Genomic DNA, 26,392 nt, shown 5'->3' with positions numbered 1-26,392 from the left:
ATCAAATTTATTAACCGTTAATAAGTCATCCACAAGGCGAAGGAGACGATGACCTTCACGGTTAATCGTGTTTAAGGATCGGTTTACTATTTCGGGATCATCTACCTTTCGTCGGGTTAGCATATCTGTATAACCGATGATGGTGGTTAGAGGTGTGCGTAATTCATGAGAGACACTGCTGATGAACTTCCGTTGTTCTTCCTGAAGATGACGTGCGGATGTCATATTCCGAATAATAATCATATAGTTTTCTTCAAACCCCTTTTCCCTTATCGGACTTCCGATCAGTAAGAGATTACGGTCGTTGCAGTCTATTTCCTCAATAATATGATCTTTTCCGTTTTTTAAGCTATCAAAGATGTCCCGTATAAAGGACTGGTATTCAAAGTCATAAATCGTCTTCGGGTTACTCACGTTAAAATACGTTTTTATATAGCTGTTGGAAGTGATGATATTTCCATTCTTATCAATGGCCAGAAGACCATCATCAATCGAGGCCAATACGCCGGCTAAACGTTTTCGCTCAGATTCCAACTGAAGAATGACATTATTAATGTTCGTGATCATTCCATTAAAAGCCTGGGTAAGGTCACCGATTTCGTCCATGTGTTTGTAGTGAATAGTCAGATTATAGTTACCATTATTTATTTCTCCGGAAATTTTTGTTAGATCCTTAATGGGTTGAATAAAATGCTTTGAAAAAGATAAAGTAACCAGAACAATCATTAAAAGCCCAAGAAATCCGCCAATGGAAAAAAGAATACCGGCAATGTGAAGAAAGGTATCCATTTCGTTAAGGGGATAAACAAAGCCAACATATCCTAAATTGCGGTTATCAATGTAAATCGGAGATACAAAATACATGACGCTTTCATTGTTAATCGATTTTAGCGTGAAAACAGGGATTTCCTGGGTCCTGGAAAGACTGAGCTCGGCAGCAAGAGAACTATTGTCGCTGAGCTCATAAGAATCTGCTAAGAATTTCCCATCGGCATTAAAAAGCAAAGCCCGAGTATCGGCGACATTTGCAATATTTTTAGAAAGTAAGGGGGCATCAAGCATGAATTGATTTTCAGGGGACACCGGGCTGGCTGCATCTTTAAGTTCCTGTCTGATGTATAGGTTGGCATCCTGGGCCATTTCCAGCAAATTGTTCTTTGATTGATTGACATAATAGTAGGAAGTTCCCTGAAAGACACAAAATACAACAATCAGAAATGCAAAAGCAAAAAGAACGATATTGTAAATGATCATCCGGTTTCGGTAACTCAGCTGCATTAGAGTTTCCTCATTTTATATCCAATTCCAAAAACAGTTTGAATATACTTATTCCCGTTGGTATCAATCTTTCGTCGGATTCTTTGGACATGCATATCAACTGTACGGGTATCACCGTAATAGTCATAACCCCAGATTTTTTCCAGCAATACATCCCGAGGGAAAACTTGTTCTAAATTTGAGGCCAGCAGGAAAAGAAGTTCGAATTCTTTAGGAGTTAAATGGATTTCTTTTTCTTTGAGTAAAACCATTCGTTCATCTGAATAGATGCTCAATTCTCCGTTTTTAAGAAGCGTTTCATGTTTCTTAGGTTCAATCGTCGTTTTTGAACGTCTTAAATGGGCTTTGACTCTGGCTAGAAGTTCCCGATTATCAAAAGGCTTTGTGATAAAATCATCAGCTCCCAGTTCCAAACCTAAAACCTTATCAATAATGTCGGTTTTAGCAGTGAGAAGAATAATAGGAACCCCCAATTGTGGGGCGAGCTCACGACAAACATCGTAACCATTCTTTTTTGGAAGCATAATATCCAATATAACCAGGTCCGGGTGGGTGGCTAAGGCTTTTTCCACAGCTTCCATGCCATCATAGGCGGTTTCAACCTGATAACCCTCAAATTCAAGTTCCAGCTTTATTAGATCAACAATGGCTGCTTCATCATCAACCACAAGTATTTTTTCATTCATTTTTTACCTTCTTTCTAAATTTTTTCACCTAATGGTGAATTGATTTTTAAAACCAGAGGTGGCATTGCTCTTTGTTTTGAATTGCTCCTAAAACGCGGTCATCCATATCCGGCATGGTTTTGCGGAGTTCTTTTATCATATTCTTTATGTCTTCACGTTTGGTAAGACCATTGGCAGGACAGGTGCTTTGGATCACTGGAAGGTTTTTCATTTCAGAATCACTGATAATATCACGTTCCTTAACAAAGATTAAAGGGCGGATCACGGTGATATCCTTGCGATCAAGATAGGTCACCGGAGAAAAGGTGTTAATCCGACCTTCGTAAAAGAGGCTTAGGAAAAAGGTTTCAATGGCATCGTCAGCGTGGTGGCCAAGAGCAATGGTTCGGCAACCTCTTTCAATGGTCAGATTATGAAGAGCTCCACGTTTCATCCGAGCACAAAGGGAGCAAGGGTTTTTTTCCTGACGTTCTTCAAATACTATGGGACCGATCTTTGTTTTTTTTATGGTGTAAGGCACGTCGAGCTTGGCACATAAATCTGCCAATGGGGTGAGATCCATGCCGCCAAAGCCCATATCCAAGGTAATGCCTTCCAGTTCAAAGGGAATTGGTGAGAAGCTTTGGAAGCGTTTCATGGCAACCAAAAGCGCAGTACTGTCTTTACCGCCGGAAAGACCGATGGCAATACGGTCTCCTGGTTTTATCATTTCATATTTTTCAACACCCCTTCGCAGGGGTCCGAGAATTTTTTTCACGTTGTTTTCTCCTGAGTTTTCTTATTGTCAGACCCGATACTTGCAAAAAACACCCTAAATAGGTACAATATAAGCTAAAGTAATGTGTCATCATTATCTTAACATTTATAGAGAAAGAATAAAAGGGGATTATCTTATATGCGGCAGGCAATTATCAATTTGTTTGGTTTTTTACCGATCTGACTTGCTTTGTTGCGGCGGGATTGTTCCCGATTTAATAAGTTTTGACTTGAATTTAATTCGAATGAGGGGTAGAAAATGGCTTTATCAAGTGAATTTTATAGTAAGAATCGAAATAGTATGGGAAATATATTGGATAACAACAGCATGGCTATTATATATTCAGGAAGAGAAATCTCCATGACCGCGGATGCAAATTATCCATTTTACACCAACAATAATTTTTATTATCTCACTGGTATTACTGAACCTGAGGTTGTCCTGGTTTTGATGAAAAACAACCAGGGGATGGTTGCTGAGAAATTATTTATTGAAGAAGCTGACCTGGAAAAGGAAAAATGGGTTGGCAAAAAGATAAGTAAGACAGAAGCAGAAATACAATCTGGGATTTGTGAAATCCATTATATGAAAGAGCTGCCAAAAGAAATAGACTGTTCTGAAAAATCCAGGACCCTTTACTTTGATTTTAAGGTTCCTGCCCATCAAAGCTTTAAAACCGAAGATAAAGACATGAAATTATTTTTAAAAAATTGTGAGCCAAAAGATTTGCATCCCATATTTTCACAGATGAGGATCATTAAAACCCCAGAAGAAGTGACCATGATTAAAAAGGCCAATGCCGTTACAAAAAAAGCCTTTGAGGCAATGGCTTCGGAACTAAAACCAGGGGTTTACGAGTACGATTTGGCAGCTCTTTTTGAATACTGTGTAAAAAAAGCAGGGGCAGACGGACTTGCTTTTGAAACCATTGCAGCCACGGGAAAAAACGCCATCACCCTTCATTATGTGTCAAACCGATCAAAGACAAAAGAAGGAGAACTCATTCTCTTTGACCTGGGAGCAAGGGTTGAGGGCTATTGCAGTGATATCAGCCGCACATTAGCGGTTAACGGTGAAATGACAGTAACCCAGGAAAAGGCTTGGAACATTGTTGAAGAGGTGCAAAAAGAATTAATTAAAGCCTATAAACCAGGGGCAGTCATGAAAGACCTTCAGGCATTAACCAAAGCCTTGTTTTCAGAAAAATGCTGCCGTGCAGGTTTTTTTCCTGAAAATGGTGATATTACTCAGTTTTATTATCATGGCATTGGCCATTCTCTGGGTCTCGATACCCATGATTTAAAGCCGGAGGGTGATTTGGTCCTGGCACCGGGAATGGTGATGACGGTTGAACCCGGGCTTTATATGAAAGAACTTGAAATTGGCATCCGGATAGAGGATGATGTGGTCATTACATCAAAAGGCTGCGAGGTATTATAAAAACATTATAATAACCTTAAAAAAATCTCAATCCTTGACAAATGCATGGATGAAGGATATCATTAAAAAAAGTAACTGAATATTTACCTATCCAGAGAGGTGGAGGGACAGGCCCGATGAAACCCGGCAACCAGCGAAAGCATGGTGCCAACACCTGCGGATTTTTTTCGCAATGATGGGATTTAATGGAAAACATTAACCTCGTCAATTGACGAGGTTTTCTTTATTGACAGGTAAATAGACATTACAGAAATTACAGAAGGAGAAAAATTATGAAAAAGTTGTTTACGTCTGAATCAGTAACCGAAGGGCATCCCGATAAGATGTGTGATCAGATTTCTGATGCCATCCTGGATGCTATTATTGAACAGGATCCGATGGCCCGGGTCGCCTGTGAAACAATGGCCACAACAGGATTGATCCTGGTCGGTGGGGAAATTACCACCAACTGCTATGTTGATATTTCCCATTTGGTGCGGGAAACCGTACGAGAAATTGGTTATGACCGTGCAAAATATGGCTTTGACTGTGATACCTGCGCAGTGCTGATTGCCATAGATGAACAGTCCCCGGATATTGCCATGGGTGTTAATGAAGCTTTGGAATCAAAACAAGGTCAATTAACAGAAAAAACGCTGGCAATTGGTGCCGGGGACCAAGGAATGATGTTTGGGTTTGCCTGTAACGAAACGCCGGAACTGATGCCGCTTCCTATTTCATTAGCCCATAAACTTGCAAAACGTCTTGCCGATATTCGAAAACAGAAGTTAGTCGATTACCTGCGACCGGACGGAAAAACCCAGGTGACGGTTGAATATGATGATGGCGTACCCACACGGGTTGATACTGTGGTTATTTCCACTCAGCATTGTGCATCGGTAAGCCTGGAAACCATTCGTAAGGATATCATAGAACATGTCATTAAGGCAGTTATAGAGCCTGAATTTTTAGATGCAGATACAAAATATTTTATTAATCCAACCGGACGCTTTGTTATTGGTGGTCCCCAGGGTGATGCCGGTCTCACCGGTCGAAAGATTATTGTTGATACCTATGGTGGCTCAGGCCGTCATGGTGGTGGTGCCTTCTCGGGAAAAGATCCAACAAAAGTAGATCGTTCCGGGGCCTATGCCGCCCGTCATGTTGCCAAAAATATTGTTGCCGCAGGATTAGCAGATAGATGCGAGGTTGAACTGGCCTATGCTATCGGGGTTGCCAAACCGGTTTCCATTTATGTAGAAACCTTCGGTACCGGAACAATATCAGATGATAAAATTGTAGAGCTTATCGAAAAGCATTTTGATCTTCGACCAGCCGCAATTATTAAAAATCTGAATCTTCGTAGGCCTATTTATAAACAAATAGCTGCCTATGGTCATTTTGGTCGACCAGATATCGATCTGCCATGGGAACGTCTTGACATGGTGGAAAAGCTGAAAAGCAACAGTTAGAAGATGATACAAAAAAGAAGCGATCATTATTAATTTAATGAACGTTTCTTTTTTAGTGACTAAAATACATGATAGTTTAGCAAGTTGACCTATTTTTCGATATTATTTGGATAAAATTTTGCAATTTAGATGTTTTTTATATGTTCATTCTTACTATTTTATGCTATAATACAATTGTTACAAAAAAAATGAAATGAATAATCCAAAATTTTAATAAATAAAGGGGTAAAAGGGTAAAATGAACAAACAAAAAATAATTTCAGGAATCGTTGCAGGGACATTGGTTTTTGCTTTAGCAGTGGCACCCGTATATGGCGCTACCCTTTCTGAACAACTTGCAGAAAGCAATGCAAGGCAAACAGAAGCTAAATTTCAGGTTGATATGACTCAGAATACCATTACCGGCATTGAAACTGAGATTAATAAAGTTAACGATGAAGTCAACAGAATCAGCGGTGTGATAGACTCTATTAATATTGAAGTAGCAGGTTTGGAATCAAATATTGCAAAAACCCAGGAAGAACTGAACATAGCAGAAGCAAAACGACTTGAACAGGAAGGGGCAATGAGCGATCGTGTTCGTACCATGTATATGTATGGTAACGGAAGTATCATGGAGTACTTGTTTTCTTCCACTGATTTCTCGGATTTTGCAACAAAGCTTGATATGTCACGTTATATTATTGAAGCAGACAAGAGCTCTTTAAAAGCCCTTGAAGAAACAAAAAAAGTAATTGATGAGAAAAAGCAAAGTATTGAATCTGACCGGCTAAAAACAGTTGCAAAAGCAGCAGAGCAAGAGACCGCATTAGGTGATCAGGAAAACGTCAAAGCCCAGAAAGATCAGCTTCTTGCCCAAAATCAAACAGTGCTGACCCAGTATAAAGCCATTGAAGATGCAGAGGCTGCAACATCAGCCGATATAGAAGGTCAAATTCAGGCCTACTACGCAGAGCAGGCAGCACAAGCAGCAGCAAAGCAGGCAGCAGCAGAGCAGGCAGCAGCAGAGCAGGCAGCGGCAGAACAAGGAGCCAATAATGATACCAGCGGTGGCAGCACCGACAACAATAATACCGGCAGCAGCAGTGATGACAATGAACCAGCTGCATCACCCAGTTATTCAAGTGGTTATCAATGGCCTTGTGGCGGTAGTATTACCAGTCCTTTTGGAAATCGGGATGATCCAATGGCCCCAGGATCTACACGATTTCATTCTGGAGTGGATATCGGGGCTTCTACCGGAACACCCGTTGCAGCTGCAGGAAATGGCGTTGTCATATCATCAGGTTACAATGGCGGTTACGGAAATTGTGTGATCATCGATCTTGGTAATGGTATTTCCGCACTTTATGCCCACATGAGCAGTATTAATGTATCTGCAGGACAAAGTATCAGTTCAGGACAAACGGTGGGTGCAGTAGGCAGTACCGGAAATTCCACCGGAGCACATTTGCATTTTGAAATGCGTAATTATGGTACAGCTGTCGATCCTAATACCTATTTCTAAACTATAAAACTTAAAGCCAAAAAGAGAGAAGAATATTCCAAATGGAATATGGCTTTTCTCTTTTTTTTATTGCCTATTAAAATTAACGTTACATTTGTTACAAATATTATATTCTTTAATGAAATAACTAGAAAAGTATGTTAAAATAGTCTGTGTGTGTTAGAGAACGTTAGAGTAGCTGAAGATAGGTATAATAACTGATATTAAGCTTACTATGCACCAATAACTTGGATTTGAAGTAAAATAATGACAATTTATCAGAAAAATGTAAAAATGATGTAACAATGCCAAATTGGTTGAAATACTTCAATGTTTTATATGATACTGATAGGAGTCACGGGAGTGGAAGTAGGATATGATTGAATTTAAAAATGTAACAAAAAGTTTTGAAAAGAATAAGAGTGATGCACTCAAGGATGTCAGTTTGTTTATTGATAAAGGAGAATTTGTTTTCCTTGTTGGTCGGAGTGGCGCGGGTAAGTCCACTTTTATTAAGCTTTTGTTAAGAGAAATCGATGCGACTAAAGGATCGATTTATATTAACAATTATAATGTGGCTAAACTTTCTAAAAAAGAAATCCCATATTTGCGACGTAAAATGGGTATTGTGTTTCAGGATTTCAGACTGCTGGAAAATAAAAGTGTTTATGAAAATGTCGCTTACGCTATGGAGATCATTGGAAAACCAGAAAAACAAATTCAAAAACGTGTCCCATTGGCATTGGATATGGTTGGGCTTTCCCATCGAATCAACCATTATCCCCATGAGCTTTCAGGTGGGGAGCAACAGCGAGTGGTTATTGCCCGGGCGATAATAAATAACCCATCCATTCTTATTTGCGATGAACCCACCGGAAACCTTGATCCGGAAACCTCTTATGAAATTATTTGTATCTTAGAAGAAATTAATCGCCGGGGAACAACCGTAGTGGTGGTCACCCATGATCGTGAAATTGTTGATAAAATGAAAAAGCGAGTTTTAACATTGGAAGATGGAATCCTTAAGGTAGATGATGCCACAGGGAGGTATGGCTATGAAGTTTAATTCACTGAAGACCATGCCCCATAATGTTATCCGTGATACCTTAAAAAGTATTGAACGAAATAACCTTATGAGTGTAGCATCAGTATTATCGGTTATTGCAGCTCTTATCATATTGGGAATTTTTTTAATTCTGACGATTAACGTCCAGTCAGTTACAAAGGATGTAGAATCCAAGCTGGAACTTAAGGTTTTCCTGCAATCAGGTTACACTGAAACCCAAAAAACGACCATCGAAGAGGCCCTTAAAAACAGTTCATTAATTGAATCTGTTAATTTCGAAAGCTCACAGGAAGCCCTGGACAAATTTACAGTGAGTTTACAAGACTATGCACCACTGTTAAGCGGTTATAATTCACAGAATAACCCAATGCCCGCATCCTTTATCATCAGATTGAAAAATCCCAATGATTTTCAAGCGGTTCAAACCCTGGCAATGACCTTTAAAGATCAGGGAGTTGAATACGTCCGTTATGGACAAGAGTATGTTGATGCACTGGTGACATTTAATAAATTTACCAATACTTTAAGCATTGTGGTTTTAGGGGTCCTTTCATTAATATCTATTTTCATTATATATAACACCATTAAACTCACCGTTTTTGCCAGACGTCGAGAGATTGGAATTATGAAATACGTCGGTGCGACCAACGCCTATATCCGGGCCCCGTTTATCCTTGAAGGAACACTTTTAGGTTTGATGGGATCGGTGGTTGCTTTTCTGATTATTCGGATTGCCTACTATTATATATTAGGTCTTGTAGGGGGCAATCTTTTCCTTCCAGTGGGTGCGTCATTGGCATCGCCTGATGCTGTTATGGGGCAGTTGATCCTTTTCTTCCTGATTTATGGAGGTTTTATCGGTGCGGTTGGCAGTGTATTTGCAATACGTAAATTTTTAGATGTATAAGCCAAAGAAAACAATCGGTTTTCTGAAGAAATAAAGGGAGAAATTTTGAAATGATAAAAAGAAGAATCGTAACGGCTTTATTGACAGGGATCATCGCTTTGAGTGTGGTGATTGCTCCTGTTAATGCAGCATCGCTTTCAGATCAGCTTGCAGAAAGTAATCAACGGCAGGCGGATGCTCAATATCAGGTTGATATGACCCAAAATACCATTGCCGGGATTGAGACTGAGATAGGAAAAGCCAACGATGAAATGAGCCGTATTGGCGGTGTTATCGATGGCCTTAACGGCGAAATTGCTACGTTGGAAGCAAACATTGTTCAAACCCAACAGGAATTGGATGCTGCCGAAGCAAAACGCCTTGAACAGGAAACAGCTATGAATGAGCGTGTTCGAGCCATGTATATGTATGGGAATGGAAGCATGCTGGAATTCTTATTCTCATCATCAGATTTCGCGGATTTTGTTACAAAAGTGGATATGTCCCGTTATATTGTAGAATCCGATAAGGAAGCCTTAACAGCTTTAGAAGAAACTAAAAGAATCATTGATGAAAAAAAGAAGAGCATAGAAGCGGACCGTTTAGCAACGGTTAGTAAAAAAACAGAACAGGAAACAGCTTTGAATCAACAACAAGAAGTTAAAGCACAGAAGGACGAGCTTCTTGCTCAGAACCAGGCCATTCTGGGAGAAGCTCAGGCTAAGCTTGACGCCGAATCAGCTGAAGCAGCGAATATCAAAAATCAAATTGGAGCTTTGTTAGCCCAACAGAATGCAGCAAATGGATCTACAACAGGTGGTAATTCAAACTTTACACCATCCTCAGGTCAATATCAATGGCCTTGCGGCGGCAGTATTACAAGTCCCTTCGGACCTCGTACAGATCCATATACCGGATACCATGAAGGCGTTGATATTGGCGCTTCCACGGGAACACCTGTTTTAGCCATGGGAAACGCACAGGTTTTATCAGCTGGATATAATGGTGGTTATGGTAATTGTGTGATCATCGATATGGGCAATGGTCTCCAGGCTTATTATGGTCACTTGAGTGCAATTTCAGTATCGGCCGGACAAACAGTCAATAAAGGTGATGTGGTTGGAGCTGTTGGCTCAACTGGACATTCTACTGGACCGCATTTACATTTTGGTGTGATTTCCGGTGGAGGCTTCGTCGATCCTTTTGGAGTATTTTAAGGGTTTAACTGTACAATAAGCTTTAAAGAACAGGAGAAGAGAATCGTGATTCTTTTCTCCTGTTCTATTTTGTAAAAAATAAATTACAATGGGTGTTATTGGAGGATTATGGAAAATAATAATAAAAGAAGATGGATTGTTCTAGTGGTTGTTCTGTTATTAGTGACAAATATGCTTACCTTTGTATTTACCAATGCCGGAAACCTGGTTCTTGGGAATAAGGTGATCATAAATGCAGATAGCCAGGATACAGTCAATGGAATAAATAAATTATTAGAACTAAAGAAACAAATTGGAGCAGAATATTACAAAAATGTAGATGATAAAACCCTGATGGAAGGTGCCATTAAAGGAATGTTTGGCAGCCTCGGTGACCCATATAGCGCTTATTTTACAAGTGATGAGTTTAAATCCTATTTGGAATCTGCCACCGGCGTTTATGAAGGGGTTGGGATTGTTGTTTCAGAGGATGAAAATGGCATTACCACTGTTATTGCTCCTCAAAAAGGAACGCCTGCTGATGAAGCGGGAATAAAAACCGGAGATAAGATCATTAAGGTCAATGGAGAAGATGTGACTACTTTAGGATCTGATGAAGTGGTGATGCGGGTTCGAGGTCCGGCAGATACGACTGTTGATGTTTCTATTGCCAGAGGTGAGGAAACCATTGATCTCACGCTTACCCGAAAAGCCATTGAAGAAAAAACCGTAGATTCCCGGGTGATCGGTAATGCAGGGTACATTCAAATCAGTGAATTTACAAATAATACAACCACTGATTTTGCAACCCAGCTTGATGCCTTATTAGCCCAAAATATTTCAGGGCTGGTCATAGATCTCCGCGGTAACCCCGGTGGTGGTGTCAACGAATCAGTGGCCATTGCTGACCGCCTGTTGGGAAAAACCACGGTTGTTTATACGGTGGATAAATCAGGAAAACGAACGGATTATAATTCTGATGACACCCAGAGCTTAAAACTTCCCATGGTGGTTTTAATCGATGGCGGTTCAGCCAGTTCTGCAGAAATATTGGCGGGTGCTCTTCAGGATACCGGCGCAGCAACCCTGGTTGGAACAAAATCTTTTGGTAAAGGAATCGTTCAGGAAGTCATTGGAATTAAGGATGGCGGTGGATTTAAGGTCACCAATTCAGAATATTTCACCCCTAATGGCAACAGTATTAATAAGAAGGGTCTTGAACCAAACGTCGTTATTGATGCCAATGATTTTATGAAGAATAATATTTTCACAGATGCAGAGGATGTTCAGCTGCAAAAAGCCCTGGAAACTCTGGGAGTATAAAATAATAAAAGTTACAAGCATGCCCTTAGCAGCGTGCTCAGGTTGTCTAGAAAACACCGTACCGACCAATTGTTAATCAGTTGTGTGCTTCAATTCGTACAGGCTATCACCTGTTCGCCTTGAGGCACACAACACGATGTAACCAATTGTCGGTATTGCTTTACCTATTTGTCTACAGTCTCAGCATGTCCTTAGCGGCATGCTTTTTTAAGTTTAACCTTGTGTTTTCCTTAAAGGCTTATTTGGAAACATTCTATTCTATTGTCAACGGAAAAGACCTGTGATAGAATAATAGAACGAATGTTCAATGCTTCAAGCTGGAGGTACAACGTGGAAAAAAAGATGGTAAAACCATTTAAGGTTGTTTCTGAATATGAACCAAAAGGTGATCAGAAACAAGCGATTAAAAAAATCAGCAAAGGGATTGAGGATGGCCTGAAATTTCAAACCTTACTTGGAGTCACAGGTTCAGGAAAAACCTATACCATGGCGAAGGTCATTGAGGCCGTACAGAAACCAACCCTTGTCATTGCTCATAATAAAACCCTGGCAGCCCAACTCACCAATGAGTTTCGGAGCTTTTTTCCGGATAATGCAGTTGAGTATTTTGTGAGCTACTATGATTATTACCAACCCGAGGCCTATGTGCCTCATTCAGATTTGTTTATTGAAAAAGATTCATCAATTAATGATGAAATTGATAAGCTTCGCCATTCAGCCACGGCCTCATTATTTGAACGACGAGACGTAATTGTAGTGGCCAGTGTGTCCTGTATCTATGGTCTGGGAAGTCCCATTGACTATGAAAATCTGGTGCTTTCCCTTCGTCCGGGAATGGAAAAAGAACGGGATGCCATTATCAGAAAACTGGTAGATATTCAATACACCAGAAACGACATCGCTTTTGAGCGAAATAACTTTCGTGTGCGTGGAGACATTTTGGAAATATTTCCGGCATCATCATCGGAAAAAGCCATACGACTGGAATTTTTCGGGGACGAAATCGAACGTATCACTGAAGTAAATACCCTTACCGGGGAAATTTACGGAGAGCTCAACCATGTTTCGATTTTTCCCGCATCCCACTACACCACAACTCCGGAAAATCTGGAACGCGCCATTGCCGGTATACAAAAGGAATTGCGTCTGCGCTATGACGAGTATACCAACAATAACCAGCTCGTTGAAGCCCAGAGGATTCTCCAGAGAACGAATTATGATATAGAAATGCTCCGGGAAATGGGATATTGTAATGGCATCGAAAACTATACCCGTTATATTAATGGTCTGCCCCCAGGTTCACCTCCCTATACACTCATTGATTATTTTCCAAAAGATTTTTTAATGATTGCGGATGAATCTCATGTGTCCATTCCACAGATTGGCGGGATGTTTGCAGGAGATAAGGCTCGTAAGCGCAATCTGGTTGATTATGGCTTTCGAATGCCATCAGCCTATGATAATCGGCCACTGAATTTTCAGGAATTTGAAGGAAAAATCAATCAAATTGTTTTTACAACCGCCACCCCCAGAGCTTATGAGAATGAGCACAGTCAGCAAACCGTAGAGCAGATTATCCGTCCAACCGGGCTCATTGACCCGGAAATTACGGTTCGGCCCATTACCGGACAAATTGATGATCTTCTGGGAGAAATCCACAGGACAACTGACCAGGGGAACCGGGTATTGGTAACCACATTAACAAAGAAAATGGCAGAAGATCTTAGTCTGTTCCTTAAGGAAAATGGGATTAAGGTTAATTATTTACATTCGGATATTGATACCATTGAACGTATGAAAATCCTCAGAGATTTGCGTTTAGGGATTTTTGATGTCCTTGTTGGGATCAATCTCCTTCGGGAAGGACTTGATCTGCCGGAGGTTGGTTTGGTCGCCATTCTCGATGCAGATAAGGAAGGATTCCTCCGGTCTGAAACATCTTTGATTCAAACCATTGGCCGGGCAGCACGAAATCTGGAAGGTCATGTTATTATGTACGCCGATAAAATCACGCCTTCCATGGAACGAGCCATTGGTGAAACAAACCGCCGTCGTACCATTCAAACCGCCTATAACACAGAACATCATATTATTCCCAGATCAGTGAAAAAAGGAATTCGTGATATTATCGAGGCTACCAAGGTTGCCGAAGGACAGGAAGATTACATCATTGAGGATGCAACCTTTGAATCGGAAGCTAAAATCATGACCTTGGAAGTTGAAATGTTAGCCGCAGCCGAAGCCCTGGAATTTGAGCGTGCCGCAAAGATTCGGGATGAAATCCTACAACTAAAAAAGAGAAGAAATTAAAGGTCCCAGTTCAAAGGAGAACGATGAAATACATTGATATAAAAGGTGCCAAAGAGCACAATTTAAAAAATATCAGTCTTAAAATACCTCGGGAGCAGCTGGTGGTATTAACAGGACTGAGTGGGTCAGGGAAATCATCTCTGGCCTTTGATACGATTTATGCTGAAGGACAGCGCCGTTATGTGGAATCCCTTTCCTCCTATGCACGGCAATTTCTTGGACAAACCCAAAAACCCAACGTGGAAAGTATTGATGGATTATCTCCGGCAATTTCCATTGACCAGAAAACAACCAATCGTAACCCACGGTCCACGGTGGGTACGGTTACCGAAATATACGATTATTTGCGACTGCTCTATGCTCGGGTTGGGATTCCCCATTGTCCTAAATGCGGTAAGTTAGTGGAATCTCAGTCGGTGGATCAGATTGTGGATGTGCTTTTAGCACTTCCTGAAAAAACAAAATTCCAGATTCTGTCACCGGTGGTGAGAAGCGAAAAAGGGCAACATAAGAAAACCATTGATTTTATTAAAAAAGAAGGCTTTGTCCGGATTATTGTGGATGGTGAACCCATGGAGGTCACGGATGAGATTGAACTCGATAAAAATAAAAAACACACCATTGACGTTGTTGTGGATCGGCTGGTATCCAAGGAAGGCATTGGGAAACGCTTAACGGATTCGTTGGAAACCGCTTTGAAGATTTCCGGAGGTCTGGTTATTTCTGATGTAATTGGCGGAGAACGGCAGCTTTTCAGTGAAAAGTTATCCTGTGCCGATTGCGGCATTGCCATGGATGTATTGGAACCAAAAACATTTTCCTTTAATAATCCCTTTGGTATGTGCCCCGAATGTCATGGCCTGGGATTTCACCGGGAAATTGACCCGGACTTATTAATTCCGGATAAAAGTCTGTCCATTACCAATGGCGCTGTTAAATTCTTTGGATTAAAAAATGATTCAAAATATTATGTGAACCTGATTCGGGCATTGGCCGAAAAGTATCGTTTTTCATTGAGTGAACCCCTTGAAAATGCCCCTGAGGAATTTTTAGATGCACTTCTGTATGGTAGTCCGGAGGTCCTTGAAATTTCCTATGAGGGGAAGTTTTCCGGGACCTATTCTTCTACCTTTGAAGGCCTGGTGAAAAATATGGAACGCCGTTATCTGGAAACCGCCTCGGAACGGATGCGTAACCTTATCGAGCGGTATATGTCAGAAATTCCCTGTCCGAAATGCAACGGAAAACGACTGAACCCCATCAGTCTGGCGGTGACATTTCACGGAAAAAACATCATTGAATTAACAGATATGTCGGTGACCAACCTGATCAGACTTTTCAAGGAATTGGACATAACCCCCAGAGAAAAAATGATCGGGGACGCTATTTTCATTGAAATTAACGCCCGGCTTAACTTTCTGCACAATGTCGGACTGGATTATCTGACCCTTTCCAGAAATTCAGGAACCTTGTCCGGAGGAGAATCCCAAAGGATTCGTCTGGCAACTCAAATCGGCTCCGGGTTAGTGGGAGTATTATACGTTCTGGATGAACCAAGCATTGGCCTGCATCAACGGGATAACCAAAAGCTGTTGGGAACCCTGCGGCAGCTCACTAATTTAGGGAATACCCTGATTGTCGTGGAACACGACCAGGAAACCATGGAAGAAGCGGATTATATTGTTGACATCGGACCTGGCCCGGGAGTTCATGGCGGTGAAGTGGTTGCCACAGGGTCCATAGAGGAAATCATGGCGGTCCCTGAATCCATTACCGGCCAATATCTCAGTGGAAAAAAGAAAATCCCTATTCCCCAAACACGTCGGGAAGGCACCGGTGGTTCCTTAAAAGTCAAAGGTGCTAAAGCCAACAATTTAAAAAATATTGATGTGGATTTTCCCATGGGGAAATTCATTTGTGTTACCGGAGTTTCAGGATCAGGGAAAAGCACCCTTGTTAACGAAATCTTATATAAAGGCATTGCCCAAAAGCTCTATCACAGTTTTAAAAAGCCCGGGAAATATAAAAGTATTCAAGGGGTTGAGGCCATTGACAAAGTTATTGACATTGACCAGTCACCTATTGGCAGAACCCCAAGATCAAACCCGGCCACCTATACCGGGGTTTTTGATCTGATTCGCGATCTTTTTGCAAAAACACCGGAAGCAAAAACCCGGGGTTACCAAAAAGGACGATTCAGCTTTAACGTCAAGGGTGGACGCTGTGAAAAGTGCAGTGGCGACGGTATTCTGAAAATTGAAATGCATTTTCTCCCGGATGTGTATGTTCCCTGTGAAATTTGTGGGGGCAGGCGGTACAACCGTGAAACACTGGAGGTAAAATATAAAGGGAAAAATATCGCGGACATTTTAGAAATGACCGTTGAAGAAGCTCTGGCGTTTTTTGAAAACATCCCAAAAATCAATGAAAAGCTTAAAACTCTTTTTGATGTGGGGCTGAGCTATGTGAAGCTGGGTCAGCCATCAACCCAATTATCCGGGGGAGAAGCCCAACGCATTAAGCTGGCAACTGAATTAAGTAAACGAAATACCGGAAAGACCCTGTATATCCTGGATGAACCGACCACGGGGCTGCATATGGCGGATATCGACCGTCTCATCACCGTCCTGCAGCGACTGGCAGACAGCGGCAGCACCGTTGTGGTGATTGAGCATCAGTTGGATATGATAAAAGTGGCTGACCATATTATTGATTTAGGGCCTGAAGGCGGGGACGGCGGCGGCACCATTGTCGCTATGGGTACTCCTGAAGAAATTGCCGAAGTAGCCGAGTCTTACACAGGCCAGTACTTAAAAAAAATATTGCATTAAAAAAAGCATGAAGTTTGTCAATGGACAGCCTTCATGCTTTTTTAATTTTTCAGGAAACTTAATGTAAACTAAGAAAACGAAAATCTAATTGACAATGACATTCAATTAAAGTATAATGTGACTAACAGATGAAGAAGAAAAAGAGTGCGTTAAAAAGAAACTATTTTTTAAAACTTCCTTAATATTATGAGAAAGAAGGTGTTAGTTTTGCTTACTTTAAAAGATTTAAGACCAGGCCAGAAAGCCTGCGTCGATTCCATCATGGTAGAAGGTATCATGCGGCGTAAACTGATGGATATGGGTGTTACACCCGGAGTTGAAATTGAGGTTAACAAAACAGCACCCTTTGGGGATCCCATTGAAGTACGACTAAGAGGATATGCTTTAAGTCTCAGGAAGAAAGACGCACAAAATATTATAATGATTTAAAAGGCTTTAGCTAAACCACCTTATAAGGTGGTTTAGTTCTTTCAAAGAATACAAACAGATCGTAACTAGAGAATTGAGGAAATGTATGAAATATAAGGTCGCATTGGCGGGTAATCCTAATTCAGGAAAAACCACATTATTTAATTGCCTCACCGGGAGTAATCTCTATGTAGGAAACTGGCCAGGAGTGACAGTAGAAAAAAAAGAAGGCGATTTAAAAAACACCACAGAGAAAATTACGTTAGTCGATCTTCCCGGGATTTATTCCCTGGCACCTTATTCCATAGATGAGATTGTTTCTCGGAATTATTTATTGGAAGGGTCTCCGGATCTGATCATTAATATTATCGACGCATCCAACATTGAACGAAACCTTTACCTGAGCACTCAGCTCATGGAGCTGGATTGTCCTATCGTTGGGGTACTTAACATGATGGATATTGTGGAAAAAAAAGGAATTACTCTGGATATAAAGTCTTTGGAAAAATCCTTCGGGTTTCCCTTTATTGAAATATCAGCCCAAAGAGAAACCGGCATCAATGAACTGATTAATTTTGTTGTAGAAAAACTTAAACATCCTGTAAAGCGCGAAATGCCAGGGATTTTTCCTCCGGAAATCACAGCCATGTTCAAAGAATTTGATGATCAGATTCAAGTGAAGTACCCGGATATTTTAACTGATTATCCGGTGGCATTTCGAAGCGTAAAGCTTATTGAAAAGGACGAGGAGGTGCTTTCCAAAATCCATGAGAGTTTTGGACTGTTAGAGGACATTTATGAAACCCGAAAGAAAATTGAAAGCTTTTCAGGACATGATGTGGATAGTACCATTGCGGATTACCGCTATCGTTTTATTACCGACAGTGTAAAAAAAGCAACTAAAATAGTCCGGGAGAACACCCATCTTTTCCAGGACAAGCTGGATAAGATTCTGATGAACCGCTATGCAGCTTTACCGATCTTCTTTCTTTTTATGTTCATTATTTACTACGTTTCCATTACTCTGGTCGGACAGTATACGATTGGTGGCATCGAATGGTTTATCAATGAGGTTCTCATTGTAAATGTTACCAATGTATTGGGCAGTCTGGGAGTTGCTGACTGGCTCATTTCATTAATTAATAATGGTGTCATTACCGGGGTTGGAGCAGTTTTAACCTTTGTGCCCCAGCTAGTGGCATTGTTTTTTTTCATCTCAATACTGGAAGACAGCGGCTATATGGCAAGGGTTGCCTTTATGATGGATCGAATTTTTCGACGATTCGGTCTTTCTGGAAAATCGTTTATTCCCATGGTTGTTGGCCTGGGTTGCTCAGTTCCCGGAATTATGGCAACACGGACTTTGGAAAATGAACGTGAACGTAAGCTTACAGCAGTGCTCACGCCTTTCATTTCCTGTGGTGCAAAAATGCCGATTTATGTGCTTATGGCTTCGGTGTTTTTTACAACGAACCAAACCTTGCTTGTTTTTTCACTGTATATTGTCAGTCTTTTTGCGGTTTTTGTTTCAGGCTTTATCCTTTCAAAAACCTGGTTTAAGGGAGCAGATTCAGGGTATCTTCTTGAGATTCCACCCCTTCGCTTACCAAAATTAAAAAATACAGTCACCCAGGTATGGCAACGAATTAAAGAATTCCTTATTCGGGCAGGAACCATTATTTTTGCAGTATCCGTTTTGCTTTGGTTTTTAATGAATTATACTTTAGGTTTACAGCCGGTTCAGACTCCAGACCAAAGTATATTGGCCACTTTTGGTAACTTCATTGCCCCAATTTTTGTGCCTCTGGGTTTTGGAAATCCAGTTGCTTCGGTGGCTTTACTCACAGGGATAGCAGCCAAAGAAATGATTATCAGTACGATGAGTGTTTTACTGTCCAGTGCGACTGGCGGTTTTACTTTAGCCTTAAGCCAGGTTTTCACCCCGGTGTCAGCATACAGTTTCGTGATATTCGTACTACTGGCATCACCCTGTATGGCTGCCCTTGCCACAATGAAGAAGGAATTAGGAAACTGGAAGGACTTTCTCTTTGCACTGGCATATCAGCTTGGATTAGCCTATGGCGTCGCATTCATTATTTACCAGGTAGGAAGTCGAATTTTTGGGTAATCAAATCCAAAAAAGTTATATCAGAAAGAAGGATTAAAAATGATTACGTGGATTTTAGCAGCACTGATTATCGGAGCGGCAGCCTATATTATTTACAAGAAGATTAAGAAAATAAAATCAGGAGATTTTTCCTGTGAAGGCTGTAAAGGTGGGGAAAGCTGTTCCGGTTGCAAAACTGAAGCAAAACCACCGGAAGATAAAAATTAAATCAATCACACACAAAAAAAAAGCTCTCATGGATGAATATGAGAGCATTTTTTTGTGTACTTAAAACTTTAGGGATGATCTGATTCATTAAGATTGAAAGGTGATCTTATTTATTAAAGTTGTAAGAATATGTTCAGTACGATATAATAAATCAGTAGTATAGGATATGGGTTCAATAAGCATAGAATCCATTGTGGCTAAATTGAAAGGAAAAAAAAGATGAATAACATAGTTTATGCAGTTGACTTCATACTAAATCTTGATAAATCTTTATTTGGAATCATCCAAAATTACGGGTTGTGGACCTATTTGTTATTATTCCTTATTATTTTTTGCGAAACAGGATTGGTGATTACACCATTTTTACCCGGAGACTCCTTAATATTTGCATCCGGAGCGTTAGCGGCCATGGGGTCACTTAATGTTTTTGCTTTTTTTATTGTATTTTTGTCAGCTGCAGTGCTGGGTGATACCGTAAACTATTATATTGGGAAAAAAATTGGAACTAAAATTTTAGAAAAAGAGAACATGCGATTTATAAAAAAAGAATATATTATCAAGGCTCATACGTTTTATGAAAAACATGGTTCCATGACCATCGTCATTGGACGGTTTATTCCTATCATTAGGACCTTCGTTCCTTTCGTAGCCGGTATGGGAGAAATGAATTATATGAAGTTTATCGCCTACAATATATTAGGTGGATTTCTATGGGTAACCCTATTTATAGGTGGAGGGTATTTCTTTGGGAATTTACCGTTTATTCAAGATAATTTTTCGTTTGTTTTAATTGCGATTATTGTTATCTCAATCGTTCCAGTGATTATTACCTTTATAAAGGAACGGAAAGATGCTAAGGCCTATTAATATCAGTTCCACTCCAGTAAATGAACGGAGTGACTGATATTTTCCCAGTTTGCTGAAAAATGAGCATTAAAAAAACCTGGATTTTATATCCAGGTTTTTTTAATTAAATACTTAAGGAACTATGCAATAAAAACGTTTGTAGCTTGTAAGCCACGGTCAGTTTTTTCAGTGTCAAAAGTAACACGTTGTCCTTCGACAAGGTTTTTACGACCATCTGCGATAATTGCTGAGAAATGTACAAATACATCTTCGCCACCATCAATCGAAATAAAACCAAATCCTTTTTCCTCGTTAAACCATTTTACTGTACCATTATTCATTTTGGTACCTCCTGTTTTCTAAAATTAATCTTGATGCAAAAAGCAAAAACACATATTTTTGTAAAGCATTTTAAACCGCAAATGACTTACAAAAATATGTGAAATCAATAAATACACTTTAATCTACCTCCTATAATACAGCAAGAAAGTTTGTTTGTCAAATGATTTCAATGAAAATTAAGCCTTTTTTAAAAAAAAATCCCAAAATACATCGTTTTCTCTAAAAATATACCCTTTTTAGAGAAAAAGGCTCCTGAAACTAGTCAGGAGCCTTTGAGGGAAAAAAGCTTAACTCAAGACTTATATGATACAATGCTTCTTGAAGTCAACAGACTCATACTTACGTTTTAAAAGTTCTTTGGCTTCCTTAATAACTTCGGTTTCTGAAATAGGAAGTCGTATTTCACGTATCTCAATGATTTTAAAGGGATTATCTTTAATCGTTTTTGTCAGGGTATAACCACCATAAATTTTTGGAACAATCTTAACTTCAAAATTACCAATAGTAATCAGGGTATTGAGGCCATCGACGATTATCTTTTCAAACATGGTAACACTTCCTTTCATATTAATTCTAAATTACAGTTAGTATTGTTATTATACCAAAACCAAGAGTGAAATAAACAAAAAAATTCAAAAAAATATAAATTTAAGGGTTCAGGATACCCAAGGTGAAAAAAGCATGTATGATAGAAATAAATTGAAAGAATTGCCTCAAAGCCCGGGGATCTATATGATGAAGAACCTTCAAGGAGACATTATCTACGTGGGAAAGGCCATCAATCTCCGCAATCGAGTACGCCAATATTTTCATTCGACCCAAAATCTTACAGCTAAAACCGCTGTTTTGGTTTCCCACATCGAGGAAATTGAAACGATGGTCACCGACTCTGAAATGGAAGCTCTTATTCTTGAGTGCAACCTCATTAAAAAATATCGACCCCGATATAATATTTTGTTAAAGGACGATAAAAACTACCCATGGATAAAGGTAACCGTTGATGAGGAATACCCCAGGATTATGATGACTCGGGAACATAAAAAGGATGGCAGCAAATATTTTGGCCCGTTTACCAGCGGTTTTGCAGTAAAGAATACCATTGAAGCCATTTTAAAAATTTATCCCTTGAGAACATGTAATCGACAAATCGCTTACGAGAAAAAAATAGGCCGGCCTTGCTTAAATTATCATATCGGCCAATGTCACGGACCCTGCCAGGGAAATGTTTCAAAACAAAAATATGAAAAAGAAATTAAAGAGATAGTGGATATTCTTAATGGCCGCCATCTTGAATTAATCAAAACGCTTAATGAAAAAATGCAGATTGCAGCGGTTAGTCAAGATTATGAAGAAGCTGGTAAACTCAGAGATCAAATCTCCGGCATAAAGCATATTGTCGAAAAACAGAAAATTATTTCCAGCGCAAAACAGGATCAGGACTTTATTGCATTGGCAGCTGAAGATGATCTCGGCTGCGTCCAGGTTTTTCATGTTAGAGAAGGAAAGCTCATGGGCAGCGATCATCTTTTTCTTGAAGGCATTGCCGAGGTTGAACCAGCGGAAATTATGGAAAGCTTTGTCAAACAGTACTATGCAACCTGTGGTTTTATTCCTAAAGAAATCATTTTAAAAGAGACATTAACCGATGGGATACCCATTAGCCAGTGGCTCAGTCAACTGGCTGGGAAAAGAATCGATCTTTTAACGCCGCAACGGGGGCAGAAGGTAAGAATGTTGGAAATGGTTGGAGAAAATGCCGACCTTGCTTTGAAACAGCGTGTTCTTGAAAAACGACAGAAAGAAGAACACTCTAAAAGCCGACTCCATGGGTTGGCAGATCTTTTAGGGTTGGAAAAACTGCCCGAACGGATTGAAGCTTATGATATTTCCCATATTAGCGGCACCAATAATGTGGGAGGGATGGTGGTTTTTACTGATGGAAAAATAAATCGGAAAGCCTGCCGACGATTTAAAATAAAATCGGTTGATGGACAAAACGATTATGCCAGTATGCAGGAAATGGTATTTCGCCGAATGGAACGGGCTATGAAAACAGAGGAGAAAAACACCTTCTTGCCTTTGCCTGAGATTATTATGGTTGATGGTGGGGTTGGACACGTATCAGCCATTGAAAGTATTGTTTCTCTTTACCCGGTAAATATTCCGGTTTGCGGGTTGGTAAAGGATGATCATCACCGCCTGAGAGGCATTTTTTTCAAAGGAGAAGAATATCCTTTGAAAAAAGCAACGCCATTAGGGACGTTTATTTTTGAAATATCCGAGGAGGTTCACCGGTATGCTTTGGGCTATCATCAGATTCTAAGAAAAAAAGGAATGCTTGCTTCCAACCTGGAAGAAATACCAGGGGTAGGAAAAAAACGGCGGCAGGCCCTGATGGCTCACTTTGGACGGATTGAAAACATAAAAAAAGCAACACGAGAAGAGCTAGTAAAAGTCTCCGGGATGAATGAAAAAACCGCTCAGGCCATTGTTGAACATTTTCAAATAATTGATGAAAAATCTTTTGCAAAATTAAACGAAGAGGTAAAATAATTTGAGTAAATTAATAAGTAATAAATCGCTAAACAGATATGGAGAGAAAATGAATGGCAAGGTGACGATTGATAACTTTTGCAGAGAGCTCAATCTGGAAAAAATCTACTGTGATTCCAGTGAAATAGATTTAACAGATTGTGGCATAAACCGTCCCGGCATCCAACTCCACGGTTATTACAAACACTTTGACGCCAACCGTATTCAAGTCATCGGAAAAGTGGAAATTTCCTATTTATTGGATTTAGACCCGGAAGTAAGAAAACAGAAAATTGATGATTTCTTTGCTTTTGAATTTCCCTGTTTTATTGTGTGCTGGAATTTGGATGAAGTGGATCTCTTTTTAGAAGCCGCAAAAAAACACGGACGGACTCTTTTAAAAAGCAACGAACATACCACTTCACTTTTTTACCATCTCATTGATTATATTGATCGACTGACAGCACCAATGGTCAGCCTTCATGGGGTATTAGTAGAGGTCTTTGGGGTTGGCGTGCTGATTACCGGCCCAAGCGGTATTGGAAAAAGCGAAACAGCCCTGGAAATTGTTAAACGCGGCCATTGCCTGATTGCCGATGACGTGGTTGAAGTGACACGTATCCGGGATAGCCACCTGATGGGAACCGCACCGGTATTGCTCCAACATTTTATGGAAATCAGGGGCATTGGCATTATTGATATAAAAACACTTTATGGGGCTCGGGGAGTCAAACAAGTGGTGGAAATCGACATGGTCATTCGCCTGGAAAACTGGGATGAGCGATCTCCCTATGACCGTCTGGGGCTTGATGAAACAAAACTGGATATTTTAGGACTTGAGATACCCGAAGTTATGATTCCCGTATCAGGAGGACGTAATTTGGCCTGTATCATTGAAACAGCGGCCATTAATAATCGGACCAAACAATACGGTTATCACTCTGCCCAGGTATTCTGTGATAGAGTGGCTCACCAAAATGAGCTTGAAGCAGAGAATAGAAAGAATAAGTAAGCAATTGCGAAAGTACCGTAAGCTTCGCTGTCTGTTTACATGAAACAATTTTTCCACTATACGTCGGACAGTCTAACGACTGTTCGCCTATACGTTATAAAATCATTTTCGCGAAGGCAACGAGCCAATCACAAGCTCGCTTGTAGTTGGCGACTGCCCGCGAACCATAAGAAATTCGCATAGCGATTTCTTATGGTTATGAAAACTGACATCAAAGCAAATTACGGTTGTATTTATGAATTTTGCAATTTATTAAAACGAGAAAAACAAAGGAGAATGAATGCGAAATTATGTTTTAGATGCCCATGCACACACCCTGGTCTGTGGACATGGTTATAGTACAATCACTGAGCTGGCTAATGCAGCTGCTGAAAAAAAGTTGGAACTGATCTGTCTGACGGAACACGGACCTGAGCTTCCGGGAGCACCGGAGCCGGTATTTTTTGGAAACTATCGGATTATACCCGGGTTAATTAATAACGTTAAAATACTTAAAGGAATAGAAAGTAATATTTTGGATGATCAGGGGAATACGGACATTCCGATGAATTATATCCAAGCCCTGGAGATTATTTCAGCCTCATTGCATACACCCACCTTTAAACCAAAATCAAAAAATGAAAATACCAGTGCGGTTTTAGGGGCAATTGCCAATCCTCATGTGGATTTTATCTGTCATCTGGGGAATCCTCAATATGATCTTGATTATGAAGCCATTCTCCAGGATGCGAAAAAAACCAATACCCTTATCGAAATTAATAATGCTTCATTCTTTGTCCGGCGGGGATCAAAGCCAAACTGCGAATGGATAGCCAATCGCTGCAAAGAATTGGAGTTGCCCATTATTATTGGAAGTGACACCCATTTTGCAACAGATATTGGTGATTTCACTTATGTGGATAAGGTTCTTAATGCAGTTGATTTCCCTGATGAGCTCATTATTAATTTAGAAACAAAACGTCTGACTGATTATCTGGAGGCTAAAGGGCGAGTTCTTTTTAAGGATCCAAGGCAGTATGCGGAAGATTTATTTTCACAAAAAGATGAAACTGTGGTAAAATAATCTGAAAAGACCATGGTGAACTGTCATAAAAAGTTTAGAAGGGAATCCAAGCATGACTATTAAAATCATTACTGATTCTGCCTGTGATATTATAGAGGTGGATCAGCGGTCATATAATATTGAAATAATGCCCGTTTATGTCACCCAGGATGAAAAGAACTATCGGGATGGCATTGATATCACTTCTGAACTTGTTTATGAAAATATGCGCAAGGGTGTGCGATACAAGACATCCCAGATTCCCTATGGCGATTTTTTTAAACGTTTTGAAGAATTAATCCTTGAGAAACAGGCATTTATTTACCTTGGCTTTTCCAGCGGACTTTCCGGCACCTACCAGGCTGCTGCTTTGGCAGAAAGAGATCTTAAAGAAAAATATCCTGAAGCTATTTTTAAAGTCATTGATACAAAAGCAGTATGCTATGGTTTAGGACTCATGGTTTATGGGGTTGCCAGGGCAGCGAATAATAATGAAAACATGGATGAACTCATCAAACGCATTGATTACTACATTAAACACGTAAAGCATGTCTTTACGGTAACTGACCTGCAATATCTTTATCGGGGCGGCAGATTGAATAAAGGAACCGCCATCATCGGTAATATGCTTCATATTAATCCCCTGCTTGAGGTTGATAAAGTAGGAGAGCTTCATCAGATTGATAAGATTCGCGGAGAAAAAAAACTCCTCAAAAAAATGGTGGGCTATTTAGAGGAATATGGGGATCGGATGGATATTCAGACCATTGGCATCAGTCACGCAGATAACCCGGAATTGGCAGCAGGTTTTGTAAAAATTGCCAGTAAGCGATTTAATACGGATAATTTTAAAATTGTGACCATGGGTGCAACCATTGGAACCCATTCAGGTCCCGGAACCCTGGCGGTTTTTTTCTTCGATGAATGGAAGGAATGGGCTCGGTTTTAAACCGAATTTTGCCTAATCCAATAAGAATATAAAATTAGAAAATTCCGAAATTTATAAACACAATCGTAAATTGCTTTGATGTCAGTTTTCATAAACAATTTTATAACGTATAGGCGAACAGTCGTTAGACTGTCCGACGTATAGTGGAAAAATTGTTTCATGTAAACAGACAGCGAAGCTCACGGTACTTTCGGAATTACCTGGAAAATAAAAATA

At 40.1% G+C, this 26,392-nt stretch carries 22 protein-coding genes and 1 riboswitch; of the genes, 17 read left to right on the top strand and 5 right to left on the bottom strand.

Annotated features, from left to right (window positions below):
- From VIK44_RS11950 to VIK44_RS11940, 3 genes are all read right to left on the bottom strand, one after another.
- A partial coding sequence (locus VIK44_RS11950; protein WP_331554116.1) for a histidine kinase dimerization/phospho-acceptor domain-containing protein occupies positions 1-1,278 on the bottom strand: 1,278 nt, incomplete at its 3' end.
- Entirely contained in the window at positions 1,278-1,964 is a 687-nt protein-coding gene (locus tag VIK44_RS11945) for a response regulator transcription factor (protein ID WP_331554115.1), read from the bottom strand. The genes VIK44_RS11945 and VIK44_RS11950, both read right to left, overlap by 1 nt.
- A gap of 46 nt (positions 1,965-2,010) precedes the next feature.
- Positions 2,011-2,721: a tRNA lysidine(34) synthetase gene (locus VIK44_RS11940; RefSeq protein ID WP_331554114.1), complete on the bottom strand. Its 711-nt coding sequence runs from the start codon at positions 2,719-2,721 to the stop codon at positions 2,011-2,013.
- Between the two features lie 258 nt (positions 2,722-2,979).
- Here VIK44_RS11940 and VIK44_RS11935 point away from each other — a divergent pair, with 258 nt between their 5' ends.
- The 13 genes from VIK44_RS11935 to VIK44_RS11875 all read left to right on the top strand — a co-directional run bounded on the left by VIK44_RS11935 (position 2,980) and on the right by VIK44_RS11875 (position 20,320).
- Entirely contained in the window at positions 2,980-4,161 is a 1,182-nt protein-coding gene (locus VIK44_RS11935; protein ID WP_331554113.1) for a Xaa-Pro peptidase family protein, read from the top strand.
- Positions 4,162-4,245: 84 nt separating this feature from the next.
- A riboswitch (SAM riboswitch) is annotated at positions 4,246-4,343 on the top strand.
- Between the two features lie 87 nt (positions 4,344-4,430).
- A complete protein-coding gene (gene metK, locus VIK44_RS11930; protein WP_331554118.1) occupies positions 4,431-5,612 on the top strand; it encodes a methionine adenosyltransferase in 1,182 nt (393 codons plus the stop codon).
- Between the two features lie 238 nt (positions 5,613-5,850).
- Positions 5,851-7,119, top strand: coding sequence for a murein hydrolase activator EnvC family protein (locus VIK44_RS11925; RefSeq protein WP_331554112.1), 1,269 nt, complete (start codon positions 5,851-5,853; stop codon positions 7,117-7,119).
- Between the two features lie 355 nt (positions 7,120-7,474).
- Positions 7,475-8,164 (top strand): cell division ATP-binding protein FtsE, encoded by a 690-nt coding sequence (gene ftsE, locus VIK44_RS11920; protein ID WP_331554111.1) that lies wholly within the window; start codon positions 7,475-7,477, stop codon positions 8,162-8,164.
- A complete protein-coding gene (ftsX, locus tag VIK44_RS11915) occupies positions 8,154-9,071 on the top strand; it encodes a permease-like cell division protein FtsX (RefSeq protein ID WP_331554110.1) in 918 nt (305 codons plus the stop codon). Before ftsE ends, ftsX begins: the two co-directional genes overlap by 11 nt.
- Positions 9,072-9,121: 50 nt before the next feature.
- The gene (locus VIK44_RS11910; RefSeq protein ID WP_331554109.1) at positions 9,122-10,267 is read left to right on the top strand and encodes a murein hydrolase activator EnvC family protein; all 1,146 of its coding nucleotides are present in this window, start codon (positions 9,122-9,124) and stop codon (positions 10,265-10,267) included.
- Positions 10,268-10,375: 108 nt separating this feature from the next.
- Positions 10,376-11,569: a S41 family peptidase gene (locus VIK44_RS11905; RefSeq protein ID WP_331554108.1), complete on the top strand. Its 1,194-nt coding sequence runs from the start codon at positions 10,376-10,378 to the stop codon at positions 11,567-11,569.
- A gap of 342 nt (positions 11,570-11,911) precedes the next feature.
- Positions 11,912-13,879 (top strand): excinuclease ABC subunit UvrB, encoded by a 1,968-nt coding sequence (gene uvrB / locus VIK44_RS11900; RefSeq protein WP_331554117.1) that lies wholly within the window; start codon positions 11,912-11,914, stop codon positions 13,877-13,879.
- Positions 13,880-13,902: 23 nt separating this feature from the next.
- Entirely contained in the window at positions 13,903-16,710 is a 2,808-nt protein-coding gene (gene uvrA / locus VIK44_RS11895) for an excinuclease ABC subunit UvrA (protein WP_331554107.1), read from the top strand.
- Between the two features lie 207 nt (positions 16,711-16,917).
- On the top strand, positions 16,918-17,139 hold the full coding sequence (locus VIK44_RS11890; RefSeq protein WP_331554106.1) for a ferrous iron transport protein A: 222 nt from the start codon (positions 16,918-16,920) through the stop codon (positions 17,137-17,139).
- Positions 17,140-17,224: 85 nt separating this feature from the next.
- Positions 17,225-19,246 (top strand): ferrous iron transport protein B, encoded by a 2,022-nt coding sequence (gene feoB, locus VIK44_RS11885; RefSeq protein WP_331554105.1) that lies wholly within the window; start codon positions 17,225-17,227, stop codon positions 19,244-19,246.
- A gap of 39 nt (positions 19,247-19,285) precedes the next feature.
- Positions 19,286-19,453: a FeoB-associated Cys-rich membrane protein gene (locus tag VIK44_RS11880; RefSeq protein WP_331554104.1), complete on the top strand. Its 168-nt coding sequence runs from the start codon at positions 19,286-19,288 to the stop codon at positions 19,451-19,453.
- Between the two features lie 219 nt (positions 19,454-19,672).
- Positions 19,673-20,320: a DedA family protein gene (locus tag VIK44_RS11875; RefSeq protein ID WP_331554103.1), complete on the top strand. Its 648-nt coding sequence runs from the start codon at positions 19,673-19,675 to the stop codon at positions 20,318-20,320.
- Between the two features lie 119 nt (positions 20,321-20,439).
- Here the strand turns inward: VIK44_RS11875 and VIK44_RS11870 are convergent, their stop codons facing one another.
- Both VIK44_RS11870 and VIK44_RS11865 read right to left on the bottom strand, forming a co-directional pair.
- Entirely contained in the window at positions 20,440-20,640 is a 201-nt protein-coding gene (locus VIK44_RS11870) for a cold-shock protein (protein WP_050739084.1), read from the bottom strand.
- Between the two features lie 300 nt (positions 20,641-20,940).
- The gene (locus VIK44_RS11865; protein ID WP_331554102.1) at positions 20,941-21,189 is read right to left on the bottom strand and encodes a hypothetical protein; all 249 of its coding nucleotides are present in this window, start codon (positions 21,187-21,189) and stop codon (positions 20,941-20,943) included.
- Positions 21,190-21,322: 133 nt separating this feature from the next.
- On the opposite strand from VIK44_RS11865, the gene uvrC reads away from it, so the two are divergent.
- The 4 genes from uvrC to VIK44_RS11845 all read left to right on the top strand — a co-directional run bounded on the left by uvrC (position 21,323) and on the right by VIK44_RS11845 (position 26,176).
- The gene (gene uvrC, locus VIK44_RS11860) at positions 21,323-23,194 is read left to right on the top strand and encodes an excinuclease ABC subunit UvrC (protein WP_331554101.1); all 1,872 of its coding nucleotides are present in this window, start codon (positions 21,323-21,325) and stop codon (positions 23,192-23,194) included.
- A 1-nt stretch (position 23,195) separates the two neighbouring features.
- A complete protein-coding gene (gene hprK, locus VIK44_RS11855) occupies positions 23,196-24,185 on the top strand; it encodes an HPr(Ser) kinase/phosphatase (protein WP_331554100.1) in 990 nt (329 codons plus the stop codon).
- A 280-nt stretch (positions 24,186-24,465) separates the two neighbouring features.
- A complete protein-coding gene (locus tag VIK44_RS11850) occupies positions 24,466-25,248 on the top strand; it encodes a phosphatase (RefSeq protein WP_331554099.1) in 783 nt (260 codons plus the stop codon).
- A gap of 52 nt (positions 25,249-25,300) precedes the next feature.
- On the top strand, positions 25,301-26,176 hold the full coding sequence (locus tag VIK44_RS11845; RefSeq protein ID WP_331554098.1) for a DegV family protein: 876 nt from the start codon (positions 25,301-25,303) through the stop codon (positions 26,174-26,176).
- Positions 26,177-26,392: the final 216 nt, after the last annotated feature.

Source organism: Acetobacterium sp. (genome assembly GCF_036508315.1).
Taxonomy (GTDB): Bacteria; Bacillota; Clostridia; order Eubacteriales; family Eubacteriaceae; genus Acetobacterium.
Note: the sequence above shows the minus strand (reverse complement) of the source record. Positions and strands in the feature narration are given on the sequence as shown.